We start from the raw sequence: 16,601 nt of genomic DNA on the forward strand, positions 1-16,601 counted from the left end.
TGCGTACGCAAGATATTGAACCGCCGTATACGGAACCGTACGTACGGTGGTGTGAGAGGTCGGATAATCAATTAATGATTATCCTCCTACTCGATCTAATAAAACTGTCGAACATTCTTTTGATAGATTATCTAGAAAAAAACCCTAAAATGGTGGAAATCTAACACATTGTTCATTATAGTTAAGGGGAGAGGCTTGCTTGGTAGAAAGATACGCAAGCGATACACAGCTCAGAGGTGAAAGAAATGGATGATTATGACAAACAGATTGATCAGCTTGATGTACTAGGATCGACTCAAACAGTAATTAAACAAGCGCTTACGAAGCTAGGGTACCCTATTGAAATGTATGAGTTATTAAGTGAACCATTACGTATGCTTACGGTTCGAATTCCAATTCGTATGGATGATGGTTCTACCAAAATCTTTACTGGATATAGAGCTCAGCATAATGACTCAGTAGGTCCAACAAAAGGTGGCGTAAGGTTTCATCCTGACGTGACCGAGCGTGAAGTAAAAGCACTTTCGATTTGGATGAGTTTGAAATCTGGGATTGTTGATCTTCCGTATGGTGGCGGAAAAGGCGGGATTGTATGTGATCCACGTGAGATGTCTTTCCGTGAGCTTGAACGGTTAAGTCGAGGGTATGTACGAGCAATTAGTCAGGTTGTAGGTCCAACAAAAGACATACCAGCTCCAGATGTATTTACGAATTCACAGATTATGGCGTGGATGTTAGACGAGTACAGTAAAATCCGTGAATTTGATTCACCAAATTTTATTACTGGTAAGCCACTGGTTCTTGGTGGTTCACATGGTAGAGAATCAGCAACAGCAAGAGGAGTCACCATCTGTATTAACGAAGCCTGTAAAAAAGCAGGAATTGAGCTAACAGATGCTAGAGTCGTAATTCAGGGATTCGGCAATGCTGGTAGTTTCCTTGCTAAGTTTTTGCATGACGCTGGTGCAAAAATTGTTGGGATTGGTGATGCATACGGTGCTCTATACGAACCTGATGGATTAGATGTGGATTATTTATTAGATCGCAGGGACAGCTTTGGTACAGTGACAAAGCTATTTAAAAACACGATTACAAACGAAGAGCTACTTGAACTTGATTGTGACATTCTTGTTCCGGCAGCTATTGAAAATCAAATTACAAACGAAAATGCAGATCAAATAAAAGCGTCTATTATTGTTGAAGCAGCAAATGGACCAACAACAATGGAAGCGACAGAGATACTGGCTGAACGAGGCGTTCTTTTAGTGCCAGATGTACTAGCTAGCTCTGGAGGTGTGACGGTTTCTTACTTTGAATGGGTTCAAAATAATCAAGGGTATTATTGGACAGATGATGAAGTGGAAAGAAAGCTTGAAATCATGATTAAAGGCGCATTTAATAATATCTATCAGCTTTCTAAGTCACGGAAGGTTAATATGAGATTAGCAGCCTATATGATTGGCGTAAGAAAAATGGCCGAAGCTTCTAGATTTAGAGGCTGGGTATAAGTTTATTGATCAAGCAGTGAAATCGATGATTTCACTGCTTTTTTTATGATTCGTGAAACCTGCATGAGTGCAAGCGAGTATGCTATACTTTTTCTGTCTAAAATGCGGCATAATAAGGAAGCAAAAGCAGGATTGGAGTGTGATTGGTTTGAGAACAAAGGAAGAAGTGATCATCATTGGTGGAGGGCCATGTGGATTAGCGGCAGCCATTGCCTGTCAGGACAAAGGCATTGAACCACTTATTATTGAAAAGGATCATATTGTCAGTTCGATTTATAAGTACCCAACTCATCAAACCTTTTTTAGTACAAGTGAGAAGCTTGAAATTGGAGATGTGGCTTTTGTAACCGAAGAACGGAAACCTCATCGGAATCAAGCGCTTGTTTATTATCGAAGTGTAGCAGAGAGAAAAAACTTACGAATTCAATCACGTGAGGCCGTGTTAAACGTTGATAAGCAAGAGGATGGCACATTTGTCGTCACAACTGAGAAACAAACGTACGTGGCGTCCTTTGTCATTATTGCAACAGGGTACTATAACTCACCTAATTATATGAATATTGAAGGGGAGGACTTAGCTCATGTCTTTCATTATTTTAAAGAAGCGCACCCATATTACAGACAAAACGTTGTAGTAATAGGTGGAAAGAACTCCGCCATAGATGCAGCGCTTGAATTAGAAAAAGCAGGTGCCAATGTAACGGCCCTTTACCGTGGAAATGATTATTCGTCAAGTGTGAAGCCTTGGATCTTGCCAGAGTACGTTTCGCTCGTAAAGAACCAAAAAATACATCTTGAATTTAATGCGGAAGTTCATCAAATAACTGCGGACTCTGTTCATTATTCCGTTTCAGGTGAGTCTAAATCGATTAAGGCAGATTACGTGTTTGCAATGACAGGTTACCATCCAGATCATCAGTTCATTAAAAGTATGGGTGTAATGGTTGATAATGAAACAGGTAGACCGACATTTGATCAGGATACGTATGAAACAAATGTGGAGGGACTATTTATTGCTGGCGTAATTGCGGCAGGGAACAATGCCAATGAAATCTTTATTGAAAATGGGCGTTGGCACGGCAAAGGCATTGCATCAAGAATTGAAGACATTCGTGCCAATCAAAAGGAGATGACTGAATGAAAAAGGTTGTGTTACTAACAACAGGTGGTACGATCGCAAGTACGGAGAACGAAGCAGGTAAATTAGTAGCGGGTGAACTAACAGGTGAGGAGCTTGCTAATTTGTGCGACCTGCCAAGTGATATTCATGTTACGGTCCGTTCAATGCTTCAAAAGCCTAGTGTTCATATTACATTAGACGACTGGCTTGAGCTTAAAAAAGAAATTGAAGATGCCTTTCTGGATGAAGAGGTCTCGGGAGTTGTGGTCACGCATGGAACGGATACATTAGAGGAAACTGCATATTTCCTTGATTTAGTTATAGAAGACGAGCGACCGGTTATTGTGACAGGCTCACAACGTGGTCCGGAACAGTTAGGAAGTGACGCTTTTATTAATTTACGCCACGCCATTTATGCTGCTTGTCATGAATCACTTCGAGGTGTAGGTACAGTTGTGGTGTTTAATGAACGTCTTTTTGCTGCCCGGTATGTTAAAAAAGAGCATGCATCAAATATTCAAGGGTTTAATGCTTTTGGATTCGGTTATTTAGGTATTATCGATAATGATACGATCTTCTTATATCAGAAGCCGTTAAACCGTCATACATACGCGATTCAAGATGTGTTGCCAAAGGTCTCTATTTTGAAAATCTATTTAGGAATGGACGCTTCCATTTTAGAAAGTGTTGTAACCCATTCTGATGCGATTGTACTTGAAGGTGTTGGTCGTGGACAGGTACCTCCGAGCCTCGTACCTATGTTAGATCAGGCACTAAAACAGGGTAAACACATTATTATGACTACCTCATCTGAAGAAGGAAAGGTCTATCCAACCTATGAGTATGCGGGTAGTGCCCATGATTTAGAGCAACGTGGCGTGATATTAGGTTCTGATTATGATAGTAAAAAGGCACGTATTAAAACGATGGTACTGCTAGCCGCTCGCGCGGATATAGCACAGGGTTTCTTAAGTTAATGGCTTTTTCTTGTCAAGTTGGAGACAGAGGAATATAATGGATTTACTGAATGCGATGAACAGCACCTCCCTTGATGAAGGATTTGGCAAGTGGGTAAACTGTACGTCGGAAAGGCAGGTCGTAGATGTTTTCGTTGCTAACGGCTGCAATAGCACCTGCAATCGGACTGCTAACTTACTTTTATCTTAAGACAGATTACCGTCGTGCAATCTATGGAACCATTATTCGAACCTTTTTGATGGGGTTCTTGTTAGTGTTTCCGGTAATGGTTTTACAGTTTGCATTTATTGAAGAGAATGTTTTTCCATATGAATGGCAACAGGCGTTAATTCTGTACGGCTTTACTGAAGAGTTCTTTAAATGGTTTGTGCTCTACATTTTTGCCTATCAATTAGGAACCATTAACAGGCGTAATGATGGGATTGTGTACGGCGTATCGTTGTCGCTTGGCTTTGCTACCATGGAAAATATCCTCTATTTAATTGCGCACGGTATTGAGACGGCGGTCGGACGAGCGTTGTTACCAGTCTCGAGTCATGCTCTTTTTGGAATTATAATGGGGTATTATCTAAGTCATGCAAAGCTCTCACCAGACAATAAAAAAAAGTTTCTGACCTATTCATTGTGGATCCCTGTGTTATTACATAGTTTATATGACTACATTGTCTATTTGTTTAATCATTATGTGTTTTTTGGATTAATTCCTTTTATGCTGATGCTATGGGCTTTCGCTATCTACAAAATGAAACTCGCTCGGAGGCTTGATCAACACTCACCACGAATAAGGAGGAATTAAATCATGCAAGGCGAACGCTATAAAGTTGTGATCCGTTGCCCACTGTGCAAGGAAAAATACATTCTTCGAGGTCATAAAAATGAGTTTGGAGAATATGAAACAGGATTCAAACGCTGTGTATGTGGCAATGAAGATCAACTTAAGATTGAAGCCACATTAGAAACATAAATTTAATACTTGCGTTTTAAACATATATCCTGTATGTTTAAGTGAATATTCATAATTTAACATGTATTCTTATCAAGAGAGATGGAGGGAAAGGCCCTGCGAAGTCTCAGCAACCAGCCTCAATAGGCAAGGTGCTAAATCCGGCAGTTTATTCTGCTAAGATAAGAGAAAGCTTATATGATCAATAAGCGCCTTTCTCTTATGTTTGAGAAAGGCGCTTTTTTCTTTTAAATGAAACCTGGGGGGACAACCATGAGTGAAAAAGCGTTAGAAACAAAATTAGTGCAAATAGGAAACCGAAAAGACAATCGAACGGGGGCTGTGAACGCACCTGTCTACTTTTCCACTGCATATAGACATACTGGGATAGGAGAATCGACTGGCTATGATTATGCAAGAACAGGGAATCCCACTAGAGAAATATTAGAACAAGCCATTGCGGAGCTAGAGGTAGGAGATCAAGGCTTTGCATGCAGTTCAGGAATGGCCGCAGTTCAAACGGTTTTATCTATTTTTAAAAGTGGGGATGAAATTGTTGCTTCAAAGGACCTATACGGCGGCACTTATCGTTTGTTTGAAGAAGGCTGGAATCATTGGGGCATTACGTTCCATTATTCTGATCCGCGTAATTTAGAAACATTTGAAGAGGCGATAACAGCTAAAACAAAAGCGTTATTTATTGAAACGCCAACAAATCCACTTATGCAAGAAGCATCGATTCCTGAATTAGCCAAGCTAGCAGAAAAATATCATCTGCTTCTGATCGTGGACAATACGTTTTACACGCCGATCATTCAGCAACCTATTAAACTCGGAGCCGATATTGTCATTCATAGTGCGTCCAAGTACATAAGTGGTCACAATGATGTCATAGCAGGATTAATTGTGTCAAAAGGCAAAGAGCTTTCAGAAAAAATTGGATATTTTCATAATGGAATTGGTGCAACATTATCAGCTTTTGATTCATGGCTTGTAATTCGTGGGATGAAAACTTTAGCATTACGTATGGAAAAGCATGAGCAAAATGCAAAAGAATTAGTTAGCTTTTTAGAAGAATCAAATGTTGTAGAAGATGTTCTCTACCCTGGAAGAGGTGGAATGATTTCCTTTAGAGTCGGTAGTGAGGCGTGGATTAATCCGATTCTTCAAAATCTTGCGTTGATTTCATTCGCAGAAAGCCTGGGAGGCGTTGAAAGCTTAATGACCTATCCGGCAACGCAAACTCACGCTGATATTCCAGAAGAAGTGAGAATTGCGAATGGCGTTGATAATCGTTTACTTCGATTCTCTGTTGGAATTGAACGAGCTGAGGATTTAATAGAAGACTTAAAACAAGCGTTTTCCAAGTTGTAACTAGACTCAGTAATAAAGTGGGAGGAGATTTAAGTGGGGTTGTTAGAGCGTCTTAAACAGGATGTATTAGTAGGTGACGGAGCGATGGGAACGCTCTTGTATGAACGCGGAATCGAACAACAATGCTTTGAAGAGGTAAATCTCAGTCACCCAGAAGAAATCATCGCCATTCATACGGAATATCTTCTCGCAGGAGCTGACGTCATCCAGACAAACACATACGCTGCAAATCGACTTAAGCTTGGCAAATATGGGTTAGCAGATAAAACTGGGGAAATAAACCGACGAGCGGTGGCGTTAGCAAAGCAAGCGGCAGAAAACCGGGCGTTTGTTGTTGGCACGGTTGGTGGTATCCGGCGTTTTCAAATGGAAGAATCTACAATTAGTGAAATTGAAGATGCGTTGACCGAACAAATCATTGTTTTAATTGATGAAGGAGTCGATGGCTTCTTATTTGAAACGTTTTATGATTTAGAAGAAGCATTACTTGTTACGTCTATTGCTAAAAAGCATAGCTCCCTTCCGGTTATTATGAACATTAGCTTAGGAGATATTGGGGTTATGAGTGGAGGCATACATGCTGCCACAGCATTTGAACAATTAATGTCCGCTGGTGCAGACATTGTTGGATTAAATTGCCGAATGGGGCCAGCCCATATGCTCAGGTCCTTTGAAGAGATTCCAATTCCAACTGATCATGTACTGGCAGTATATCCAAATGCCAGTTTACCTGATTACCGGGATGGGCGATTCTTCTACTCGTCTAATCCTGAGTACTTTGCAACAATGACGGACAAATTTATCGATCAAGGAGTTCGTCTAATCGGCGGTTGCTGTGGAACAAGGCCTGAACATATTAAAGCGATCGCGAATGCCGCAAGCGGGCGTATGCCAGTGTATGAAAAAAAGCTTAAAGTCGCTATTCGTCAGCCGCTTATAACAGATCGTCCGGCTCGTAAGGAAGAGAAGTTAACAGAGATTGTAAAGAAACGCTCTTCCATCATTGTCGAATTAGATCCTCCTAAAAAGTTAAATGTTTCTAAGTTTATGCAAGGTGCAAAAGCATTAAAAGAAGCAGGTATAGATGCATTAACTCTTGCAGATAATTCACTTGCTTCACCGAGAGTGGATAATCTAGCACTTGGCACGATGGTAAAAGAACAAATTGGAGCAAGACCTCTTGTCCACTTAACTTGCCGTGACAGGAATTTAATCGGCTTACAATCGCATCTTATGGGCTTACACACGTTAGGACTACATGATGTATTAACGATTACAGGAGATCCTACAAAAATTGGTGACTTCCCTGGTGCAAGTTCGGTTTACGACCTAGCGTCTTATCAATTAATATCCATGATTAAGCAGTTAAATGAAGGCATATCTTTCTCGGGGAAAGAGCTAGGAGAGAAAGCTGACTTTACAGTGGGTGCGGCCTTTAATCCGAATGTGAAATACATTGATAAAGCCGTTAAACGATTAGAAAAGAAAATTGAAAGTGGCGCTGACTATTTTATGAGTCAGCCGGTCTACGACATCAATCAGCTTAAAGCCATTTATGATGAAACAAAACATCTAGAGCAACCGATTTATATAGGTATTATGCCAATAGTTAGCTCTAGAAATGCTGAGTTTCTTCATAACGAAGTGCCTGGTATTAAACTTACCTCAGGCATTCGAGAAGTGATGGCAACACACGAAGGAGATTCAGAATCTTCAAAACGAGAAGGGCTGGCGATTGCAAAAGAGCTCGTGGATGCGGCTTGTGAATGGTTTAACGGTATTTATTTAATTACACCGTTCATGCATTATGACTTAACCGTTACGTTATCAGAATATATTAAAGAACGAACAAATGTAATCAAACAATCAAACTAAACTTGTAAGACGGATGTTCCATAATCGGAGCATCCATTTTTTTGTTTAAATGTTGTCTTTTAAAAACAAATGAATAAAACCTTTTTTCCAACAAAGACTAAACGCACGCAGAAATATTTAGCGGATAAATGTAATAGGAGGGAAAAAACAAATGAGCAAGTTAAAGCGAACAGTGCTTACTAAAAGTATTTTATTAACTCTCATAGCAGCACTTTGCTTACCTTTCGTCATCTCAGAAGATGCCCTTGCCTTCTCAGAGCGAGTGGTCCAAAAAGGAGCAACCGGGGATGATGTAGTAGAGCTTCAAGCACGGCTGCAGTACAACGGTTTTTATACGGGAAAAATTGATGGAGTGTATGGATGGGGCACATATTGGGCCGTTCGTAATTTCCAAGAGCAATTTGGTATGGATGTGGATGGACTAGTCGGCGACAAGATGAAAACGAGGCTAGAAAAAGCAACAAAGTATGATGAAGGCTTTGTTCAAAATGCATTAAAAGAAGGAAGAAAATTCTCGCATTATGGTGGAACACCAAAAGAGAAGCAGCAAGGCCCTAAAGGAAGTGCGAAGGGTGGTTCCAAAAGTGGTTCTAGCAAAGGTGGAACTGGTAACAAAGGGTCGAGCGGAAATGACGGTCAAGCACAAGCTCCTAAAAAACAAGGCGGAGGCACCACAATTGAAGGAAGAGGTGGGGATGAGCAACCTCAAAAGCCTGAGAACAACCAGCCGACAATCGAAAAAGCGAATAATGTTCCCTCAGGATATTCGGATAATGATATCCGTTTAATGGCGCAAGCTGTTTATGGTGAAGCGCGTGGAGAGCCTTATGTTGGTCAAGTGGCTGTGGCTGCTGTAATTGTAAACCGAATTAACAGTGCAACATTCCCGAACACAGTCTCTGAAGTGATCTTTGAACCAAGAGCTTTTACAGCAGTAGCTGATGGTCAAATCTACAATGAGCCTAATGAACAAGCTAAAAAAGCAGTCATTGATGCATTAAATGGTCAAGATCCAACTGGAAACGCGATTTATTACTTTAATCCGGAAACTGCTACATCTGATTGGATCTGGTCACGTGAACAAATTAAACAGATAGGGAAGCATATCTTTTGTTATTAGTTAATGGAGGTGTGAGGATTTGATACGTAATATACTTATTGGAGTAGCTGTCGCAGCCGTTATTGGAACGGGCGTATGGGGCTACCAACAGAAGTCAGAGGGCGACGAACTTAGAATTCAGGCAGAGAACAACTACCAACGAGCATTTCATGATTTAACCTTTAACCTTGATCAAATCGAGGACGAACTAGGAAAAACACTTGCGATGAATACAAGAAGACAGTTAACACCATCACTAGCTGAGGTATGGCGTGTAACAAGTCTTGCTCAGAAAAATTTAGCACAGCTCCCTATGCAAAACGTAAAAACGAGTGACACGGAAGAATTTCTTTATAAAATAGGTGACTTTAGCTACCGGACATCTGTTCGTGATTTGGATAAAGAACCATTAACGGAAAAGGAATATCAGACGTTAACGGATCTTCATAAGCATGCGGGGGAAATCCGCCAAAGCATGCGTAGTCTGCAAGCGCAGGCGATGAACAACAAGCATCGTTGGGTGGACGAAAGTGCGAATGAAAATGCTCCGCAAGGCGAAGAAAGCGTTCCTGGTCAATTTGAATTGATGAACAAGTCAGTAGAAGGATTCAGTGAAGTCGATTGGGGTGCAAGTAAGGACTCCATTCGAAATATTAACGGTGAGCTTAAAAAGGCGTTAACAGGTAAAGAAGTGAGTGAGAAAGAAGCACAGGATATCGGCAGAAGCTATGCTGGTGTTGGAAAAGAATCAAATGTTGACATAACTGAGACTGGAAAAGGGTTAGAATATCCGGCTTATACTCTTGTTATTGACGATCCAGATCATAAAGCCAACTATTATATGGATATAAGCATAAATGGGGGAGAGCCCATTTGGTTTATGCAAGAACGGGAGATGGGTGAACAAACAATTGGACTGAACGAAGCGACTGAGAAGGCGAGTAATTTCTTAGAGCAACATGGAAAAGAGAACATGGAGTTAATTGATAGTACACAGTATGATACAGTCGGTGTCTTTGAATATGTGTACAAACAAGACGATGTCAGAATCTATCCAGATTCGATTCTTATTGGCGTAGCATTAGATAACGGAGATGTAGTCAGCTACGAATCAAAAGGTTACATCATTAACCATAAAGAGAACCGTGATCTTGTTAAGCCGAAATTAAGTCGTGAAGAAGCTCAAACAAAAGTAAATCCAAAAGTGAAAATTATGGAAGAACACCTTGGAATCATCAAGAACAATATTAATGAAGAAGTTCTTTGTTATGAATTCCTTGGTGTACTAGATGATGATACGTATCGTATCTTCATTAGCGCTGAAGATGGGCAGGAAGAAAAAGTAGAACGCCTCATTCAATCAGAGCCTGTTTTTCAATGAGTAGAGTAGGACCTAAGAGCGAAGATTGTTGCTTTTAGGTCCTTCATTTTTGCATTGGGATATTTGTTTCACATCTTGCCATTTTGTCAGATCATGCGATAATAAAAGGAAAAAGATAGAGAGAGGATGGCGAACGTGTGGAAGTAGGAATGACGTTATATCTTGAGGCAAAGCATCAAGAAATGGAAAAGCCAGTACCGGTTTATCGCTGTCGAGTGGTTGATCTGGAAGAAGGACGGATTATGATTGATTATCCTATCAACGAAACAACAAAGAAACCGGCATTTTTCTACGATGGTACGCAATTTAAAGCATGGTGGGTAGCCAAAGAAAATGTAGTGTATTCGTTTGAAGCGACAATTTTAGGACGAAAGAAATCAGAGATCCCTGTCTTAATTTTAAATCAACCGTTGCCTGATCAAATCATTAAGCTACAAAGAAGGGAATATGTCAGAATCTCTGCTAGGGCAGACGTTGCTGTGCATCCATTCCATTCAGATTATTATCCATTTGCCTCAACAACGGTCGACATTAGCGGTGGCGGTTGTGCCATCACATTACCACGCAATTATCAGTGCCCTCCTACGGGTGAGATGGTTATGCTTTATTTAGTATTACATCGACCTTCTGGTACAGTTGATTATCTTCAAGTGAAAGCCGATATTGTCCGAATTATACAGCCGACCGAGCATTCACAGGAACGCCTTTCGTTTGAATTTCTCCAACTTGCTAAACGTGATCGAGAAAAAATAATGACTTATATTTTTGAAAAACAACTAATGGAAAAAAAGAAAATGAAGCTTTAGTGACTGGATTTTCATTAGACCACTATCTGCATATATGCTACACTTAAAGAGAAGATATCCGTTTAAATAGCGGGTTTTATTAAGTATGAACAGTTGATATGTGTTGTGAAATAATACGAGGTGTAAGAAATGAGTGATTCGGTGAATATTGCCATTGATGGGCCTGCTGGTGCAGGAAAAAGCACTGTAGCAAAGTTAGTTTCAGAGGAATTAGGTTTTCTGTATATTGACACAGGAGCCATGTATCGAGCGTTAACGTTTGCGGCATTAAGAGAAGATGTTAATATGAATAGTGAGAGTGATCTAAGCCAATTACTTAGTAACTGCCGCATTCAATTAGTTGTAAATGATGAGGGAGCGAGTGTTCTTCTGAATGATGAAGATGTGTCAAAAGATATACGCTCTCTTGAAGTCAATCAGAATGTGTCACTTGTTTCAAGCTGGGAAGCTGTGCGTGTTGAAATGGTTGAGCGTCAACGTCAGCTAGCGAAAAAAACGCATAGCGTGTTAGATGGTCGAGATATTGGAACCTATGTCCTTCCAAATGCACAATTAAAAGTGTTTTTAACTGCTTCTGTATCAGAACGTGCGCGTAGACGTCATGAAGAACAGTTAAAAAAAGGGATGCCTTCGGATTACGAACAGCTTAAGATTGATATTGCCAGGCGAGATGAACTTGATTCAACAAGAGCATTTGCTCCGCTAAAAAAAGCGGAAGATGCAATTGAAATTGATACAACGACTCTATCCATTTCAGAAGTTGCCCAAGCTATTACTGATTTAGCGAAGGAGCGAACAAGCTAAATGGGATTATACCAATTTGGTCAGTTTGTATGTCGAACTTATTTATCGACACTTTATAAGATTGAAATTGAAGGCAAAGAAAATATACCTGAACACGGCGGAGTGTTACTTTGTTGTAATCATATTAGTAATTTTGATCCGCCGTTTCTTGGAGCCTATATTAAGCGTCCTACACGATATATGGCTAAGCAGGAGCTTTTTGAAAAACCAATTTTAAAGCAATTGTTACCGAAGCTTGGAGCATTTCCGGTCAAACGTGGAGGAGCTGATAAGCAAACCTTACGTAAGGGAATGAATTATTTAAATGAGCAAGAGATTTTAGGATTGTTTCCCGAAGGAACAAGAAGTAAAGACGGAAAGCTTGGTAAGGGGCTAGCTGGTGCAGGGTTCTTTGCATTAAAAACCAATGCGGTTGTGATTCCATGTGCCATTATTGGGACATATAAGCGTGGGAAACGATTAAAGTTAGTGTATGGAAAACCGTTGGATCTAGCACAACACCGAGAAACAAAAGCAAGTTCCGGTGAAGTCACAGAACTGATTATGAGTGAAATTCAAGCATTATTAGATACGCACAACCAACCTCACGATTAAAATGCTTTCACTTTAGTTGAAAGCTTTTTATAAATATAGTTTCATTACCACTGTACTTAAGTGGGTACTGAAGGAGGCAAATGTCAATGATTGAAGATATGAATAATGAAGTATCAGAACTGAAATCATTTTCTGTAGGAGACATTGTGACGGGGAAGGTAACGAAGGTTGAAGATAAACAAGCCTTTGTTGATGTAGGCTTTAAGGTAGATGGTATTTTACCGATTAGTGAACTATCTAGCCTCCATATTGAAACCGTTGGCGATGTTCTGGCAGTTGATGATGAACTGGAGCTCAAAATTCAAAAAGTCACTGATGAAGAGTTGGTCCTCTCTAAGCGAGCTGTACAGGCTGAAAAGGCATGGGAACGACTTCAAGACGCCTATTCTTCAGGGGAAATTATTGAGGCTGAAGTAGCTGATGTTGTAAAAGGTGGACTGGTAGTAGATGTAGGCGTTCGCGGATTCATTCCAGCCTCTCTTGTTGAACGTCATTTTGTTGAAGATTTCTCTGACTATAAAGGTCAGACTCTTCGATTAAAAGTTGTGGAGCTTGATCGTGAGCATAATAAGCTCATCCTTTCACAACGTGCTGTTCTTGACGAAGAAGTTGAAACAAATAAGCGCCAGGTCCTTGATTCATTAAAAGCTGGAGATACAGTTGAAGGAATCGTTCAACGCTTAACGAACTTCGGTGCTTTTGTTGATGTAGGTGGTGTAGATGGGCTGGTGCATATATCTCAATTAGCGCATCATCGAGTTGAAACCCCATCTGAAATTGTCTCTGAAGGTCAGAGTGTTAGGGTGAAAATTCTCTCAGTTGATACAAACAGCGAGCGTGTCTCTCTATCTATTAAAGATACAGAGCCGGGACCGTGGGAAAAAGTAGCCGAGCAATTCTCTGTAGGTGACGTGGTAGACGGAACAGTTAAACGACTCGTATCATTTGGTGCCTTTGTTGAAATTGCAGCAGGTATCGAAGGTCTTGTCCATATTTCACAAATTGCAAATCGTCACATTGGTACACCTAGTGAGGTATTATCTGAAGGTGAAACCGTACAAGTGAAAGTACTTGAAGTAAGTGCTGAAGACAAACGTGTTTCCTTGAGTATACGAGAGCTGCTTGAAGATGAAGATGGTAGTCAGGATTATGCTCAATATGAAAAATCAAGAGAAGAAGATTCTGGTGGTTTTTCATTAGCGGATATGATTGGCGATCAGTTAAAAAAGTATAAATAATCATTGCTAAGGAATGGCGTGCATATCGACTGGTATGTGCGCTATTTTTCTATGCTTTTCTACTCTACAGAGGTTTAGTGCCTACCATTTCTGCCCATACTAGCTTATGAAACTAGGGGGGAGAAACAAAATGGAAGGTTTATTTATGTTTTGGCTAAGCTGGGTCGCTTGGATCATTGTCACATTCTTACTGCCAAAGTCCCAAAAAAGAATATTGATTGCGGGCTTTATTTTACTTTTTATTATTATGTTTGCCATAGAGATTCCTTTAGCAAAGGGAACCATTAATTTAGGTTTTATTTGGCTCGCTTTCGGTTGTTATTGGATGTTTCACAGACAAGCTAGAAAAAAGCTTTTTCTCTCATTTATGTTTGGATGGTTCATAGCAGCTGTCTACGCAGGGTTTTCATTGTGGACGATGTTTGATCCCATTATTATGATTGTTCAAAAGGAATGGATGATGGCTAGTATTCTTTTTCTTTTATCCATTTTATTAATGAAAGACTCTTTGTTACGGATGACTGTTGTTACACTTGGAATGATTCACGGGGAAGTCTTATCACATTTGGTGACTTCAACGATCTGGGGACTTTTTGAGATTGGGAACGGATTGTTTTTTGATGGATTGGCTCTAAGTCTTGTTATTCTCTGCATTCATATTCTCCTAAAACAAATCCTCGGTTTTCTTCAAGATGCGACAGAGAAATGGCGAAGCACAACAGAGAGCCTATAAAACCTTTTCTGATAGGGTCGACAAGCTCCGTTAGATTTAGTAAGATGAGTAAGTTAGAAACGGCAAAGAATGCACTTATAAGGGTGTAAGCTCGTGTCGTTTTTTCGTATGAACAATGACTGTACTCTTTTTTTCATAAGGGGGCAGCATTTTAGAGAAAGGTTGTGGCGCTGTGACTAAACCAGTCGTGGCCATTGTAGGGCGTCCTAACGTCGGAAAATCTACAATTTTTAATCGTATTGTTGGAGAAAGAATTGCGATTGTGGAAGACATTCCTGGTGTAACTCGTGATCGTATTTATAGTCAAGGTGAATGGCTAGATACAGAGTTTCAGGTGATCGATACAGGCGGAATTGAAATTGGAGACGAGCCATTGCTTGTGCAAATGCGTGCCCAGGCTGAACTCGCCATTAAAGAATCTGATGTGATTATCTTTATGGTAAATGGACGAGAGGGCATTACTAATGCAGATCAGGAAGTAGCTAAGCTGTTGTTCCGATCTAAAAAACCTGTCGTTCTTGCGGTGAATAAAATTGATAACGTGGACATGCAACAGCAGTTATATGAATTTTATTCCTTAGGAATGGGAGAGCCGTTTGGAATTTCTGGTTCACACGGACTTGGTCTTGGTGATTTATTAGACGAGGTGAAAAGTCATTTTCCAGATCAAGATGAGGAAGAGTATGATCCTGATACGATCCGTATTGCATTAATTGGTCGTCCAAATGTTGGTAAATCATCACTTGTGAATGGAATGCTTGGAGAAGACCGAGTGATCGTGAGTGATATTGCTGGTACAACACGTGATGCCATTGATACACCATTTACAAAAGATGATCAGGATTATGTGGTTATTGATACAGCGGGTATGCGTAAGCGTGGAAAAGTATACGAAACCACAGAGAAATACAGTGTGCTACGAGCACTTAAGGCGATTGAGCGAGCAGATGTTGTTTTGGTTGTTCTAAATGCAGAAGAAGGCATTATTGAGCAGGATAAAAAGATTGCAGGGTATGCTCATGAAGCAGGACGGGCGATTCTGTTTGTCGTAAATAAATGGGATGCGGTCCTTAATAAAGACGATAAAACGATGCAAAACTTTGAGCGCAAGATTCGCGAAGAGTTCCTTTTCTTAACCTATGCACCTATTTTATTCTTATCTGCTTTAACTCGTCAGCGCATGCAGCATTTGTTACCGCTAGTGAACAAAGTAGCAGAAAATCATACGCTTCGAGTTGCTACTCATGTATTAAATGACATGGTGATGGATGCTGTTGTGATGAATCCAACGCCAACGGATAAAGGGAAACGCTTGAAGATTAACTACGTTACTCAAGTAGCTGTAGGTCCACCTACCTTTGTTTTCTTTGTGAATGAACCAGAATTGATGCATTTTTCGTACCAACGTTTCTTAGAAAATCGCTTACGTGCAACGTTTGAATTAGAGGGAACACCTGTTAAGATCATCGCTCGTAAGAAAAATGATTAAAGTTTTGACAACGGGAGGAGAACATTTATGGAAATAGGCCTTCTGGTTTCCATACTTATTGGTTATTTACTTGGGTCTATTAGCTTTAGCTATCTCATTGGTCGTAAATTACTAAAGCTAGATATTCGCACAATGGGGAGTGGGAATGCTGGGGCTACAAACACACTAAGAGTGATGGGGAAAGGCCCAGCTATCTCCGTCTTAGTGTTAGATATTGCAAAGGGTGTTGCTGCTGTATGGATTGGCGTTTGGTTAGGTGCAGGCAATGCGTGGGTACCTGCATTAGCAGGTCTCTCAGCAATACTTGGTCATAATTGGCCCATTTACTTTGGTTTTCGAGGTGGAAAGGGTGTAGCAACCACAATCGGTGTTATTGCCACTCTTGTATTAATTCCTGCACTTACTGCGGGAGTGATTGCGATCCTAAGTATTGTTTTTACACGTTATGTTTCCCTTGGATCTCTATTATTTGTTGGACTGACTCCACTTACTACATGGCTGTTTATGGATGTATTCTCGATTCCAACTGAATTCTTTTATTTAACATTAGCTGTAGCACTTTTATCTTTTTGGAAGCATCGTACAAATATTAAACGATTAACAACAGGTACAGAAAACAAACTTGGATCTAAAAAAGGTGCATAAAACGTGTGAGATAA

General features: G+C 40.3%; 16 protein-coding genes and 1 riboswitch. All 16 genes read left to right on the forward strand.

The features are described 5' to 3' along the window. Window positions 1-245 precede the first annotated feature (245 nt). The 16 genes from ACQKKO_RS01905 (at window position 246) to plsY (ending at window position 16,587) form a co-directional block, all read left to right on the forward strand. The gene (locus ACQKKO_RS01905) at window positions 246-1,508 is read left to right on the forward strand and encodes a Glu/Leu/Phe/Val family dehydrogenase (RefSeq protein WP_498643798.1); all 1,263 of its coding nucleotides are present in this window, start codon (window positions 246-248) and stop codon (window positions 1,506-1,508) included. Window positions 1,509-1,656: 148 nt separating this feature from the next. Continuing rightward, a complete protein-coding gene (locus ACQKKO_RS01910) occupies window positions 1,657-2,649 on the forward strand; it encodes a YpdA family putative bacillithiol disulfide reductase (protein WP_498643800.1) in 993 nt (330 codons plus the stop codon). Continuing rightward, window positions 2,646-3,605, forward strand: coding sequence for an asparaginase (locus ACQKKO_RS01915; RefSeq protein WP_498643802.1), 960 nt, complete (start codon window positions 2,646-2,648; stop codon window positions 3,603-3,605). Before ACQKKO_RS01910 ends, ACQKKO_RS01915 begins: the two co-directional genes overlap by 4 nt. 125 nt (window positions 3,606-3,730) lie before the next feature. Then, a complete protein-coding gene (gene prsW, locus ACQKKO_RS01920; RefSeq protein ID WP_498643804.1) occupies window positions 3,731-4,402 on the forward strand; it encodes a glutamic-type intramembrane protease PrsW in 672 nt (223 codons plus the stop codon). 3 nt (window positions 4,403-4,405) lie between these two features. Further along, window positions 4,406-4,570, forward strand: a complete 165-nt coding sequence (locus ACQKKO_RS01925) for a hypothetical protein (protein ID WP_498643806.1) — start codon at window positions 4,406-4,408, stop codon at window positions 4,568-4,570. 66 nt (window positions 4,571-4,636) lie between these two features. Then, window positions 4,637-4,738: riboswitch (SAM riboswitch) on the forward strand. 84 nt (window positions 4,739-4,822) lie between these two features. After that, entirely contained in the window at window positions 4,823-5,923 is a 1,101-nt protein-coding gene (locus tag ACQKKO_RS01930; RefSeq protein WP_498643808.1) for a methionine biosynthesis PLP-dependent protein, read from the forward strand. Window positions 5,924-5,956: 33 nt separating this feature from the next. Then, complete coding sequence (locus ACQKKO_RS01935) at window positions 5,957-7,798, forward strand: bifunctional homocysteine S-methyltransferase/methylenetetrahydrofolate reductase (RefSeq protein ID WP_498643809.1); 1,842 nt, start codon at window positions 5,957-5,959, stop codon at window positions 7,796-7,798. A gap of 151 nt (window positions 7,799-7,949) precedes the next feature. Next, entirely contained in the window at window positions 7,950-8,918 is a 969-nt protein-coding gene (gene sleB / locus ACQKKO_RS01940; RefSeq protein ID WP_498643811.1) for a spore cortex-lytic enzyme, read from the forward strand. Between the two features lie 19 nt (window positions 8,919-8,937). Further along, a complete protein-coding gene (gene ypeB / locus ACQKKO_RS01945; protein ID WP_498643813.1) occupies window positions 8,938-10,278 on the forward strand; it encodes a germination protein YpeB in 1,341 nt (446 codons plus the stop codon). A 137-nt stretch (window positions 10,279-10,415) separates the two neighbouring features. Beyond that, window positions 10,416-11,084: a flagellar brake protein gene (locus ACQKKO_RS01950; RefSeq protein WP_498643815.1), complete on the forward strand. Its 669-nt coding sequence runs from the start codon at window positions 10,416-10,418 to the stop codon at window positions 11,082-11,084. A 129-nt stretch (window positions 11,085-11,213) separates the two neighbouring features. Beyond that, window positions 11,214-11,888, forward strand: a complete 675-nt coding sequence (gene cmk / locus ACQKKO_RS01955; RefSeq protein ID WP_498643817.1) for a (d)CMP kinase — start codon at window positions 11,214-11,216, stop codon at window positions 11,886-11,888. Further along, the gene (locus ACQKKO_RS01960; protein WP_498643819.1) at window positions 11,889-12,482 is read left to right on the forward strand and encodes a lysophospholipid acyltransferase family protein; all 594 of its coding nucleotides are present in this window, start codon (window positions 11,889-11,891) and stop codon (window positions 12,480-12,482) included. It abuts the gene before it with no gap. An 86-nt stretch (window positions 12,483-12,568) separates the two neighbouring features. Next, on the forward strand, window positions 12,569-13,720 hold the full coding sequence (gene rpsA / locus ACQKKO_RS01965) for a 30S ribosomal protein S1 (protein ID WP_498643821.1): 1,152 nt from the start codon (window positions 12,569-12,571) through the stop codon (window positions 13,718-13,720). Window positions 13,721-13,850: 130 nt separating this feature from the next. After that, window positions 13,851-14,453 (forward strand): YphA family membrane protein, encoded by a 603-nt coding sequence (locus ACQKKO_RS01970; RefSeq protein ID WP_498643823.1) that lies wholly within the window; start codon window positions 13,851-13,853, stop codon window positions 14,451-14,453. Between the two features lie 172 nt (window positions 14,454-14,625). Beyond that, complete coding sequence (der, locus tag ACQKKO_RS01975; RefSeq protein WP_498643825.1) at window positions 14,626-15,942, forward strand: ribosome biogenesis GTPase Der; 1,317 nt, start codon at window positions 14,626-14,628, stop codon at window positions 15,940-15,942. Between the two features lie 27 nt (window positions 15,943-15,969). After that, window positions 15,970-16,587, forward strand: coding sequence for a glycerol-3-phosphate 1-O-acyltransferase PlsY (gene plsY, locus ACQKKO_RS01980; RefSeq protein WP_498643828.1), 618 nt, complete (start codon window positions 15,970-15,972; stop codon window positions 16,585-16,587). Window positions 16,588-16,601: the final 14 nt, after the last annotated feature.

This window comes from Alkalihalobacillus sp. NPDC127517 (assembly GCF_050276055.1).
GTDB lineage: Bacteria > Bacillota > Bacilli > Bacillales > Bacillaceae_D > Alkalicoccobacillus.

Coding starts and splice junctions, on each gene's coding strand:
- ACQKKO_RS01905 (WP_498643798.1), top strand. CDS start 246: ATGGATGATTATGACAAACAGATTGATCAGCTTGATGTACTAGGATCG.
- ACQKKO_RS01915 (WP_498643802.1), top strand. CDS start 2,646: ATGAAAAAGGTTGTGTTACTAACAACAGGTGGTACGATCGCAAGTACG.
- prsW (WP_498643804.1), top strand. CDS start 3,731: ATGTTTTCGTTGCTAACGGCTGCAATAGCACCTGCAATCGGACTGCTA.
- ACQKKO_RS01925 (WP_498643806.1), top strand. CDS start 4,406: ATGCAAGGCGAACGCTATAAAGTTGTGATCCGTTGCCCACTGTGCAAG.
- ACQKKO_RS01930 (WP_498643808.1), top strand. CDS start 4,823: ATGAGTGAAAAAGCGTTAGAAACAAAATTAGTGCAAATAGGAAACCGA.
- sleB (WP_498643811.1), top strand. CDS start 7,950: ATGAGCAAGTTAAAGCGAACAGTGCTTACTAAAAGTATTTTATTAACT.
- cmk (WP_498643817.1), top strand. CDS start 11,214: ATGAGTGATTCGGTGAATATTGCCATTGATGGGCCTGCTGGTGCAGGA.
- ACQKKO_RS01960 (WP_498643819.1), top strand. CDS start 11,889: ATGGGATTATACCAATTTGGTCAGTTTGTATGTCGAACTTATTTATCG.
- rpsA (WP_498643821.1), top strand. CDS start 12,569: ATGATTGAAGATATGAATAATGAAGTATCAGAACTGAAATCATTTTCT.
- ACQKKO_RS01970 (WP_498643823.1), top strand. CDS start 13,851: ATGGAAGGTTTATTTATGTTTTGGCTAAGCTGGGTCGCTTGGATCATT.
- plsY (WP_498643828.1), top strand. CDS start 15,970: ATGGAAATAGGCCTTCTGGTTTCCATACTTATTGGTTATTTACTTGGG.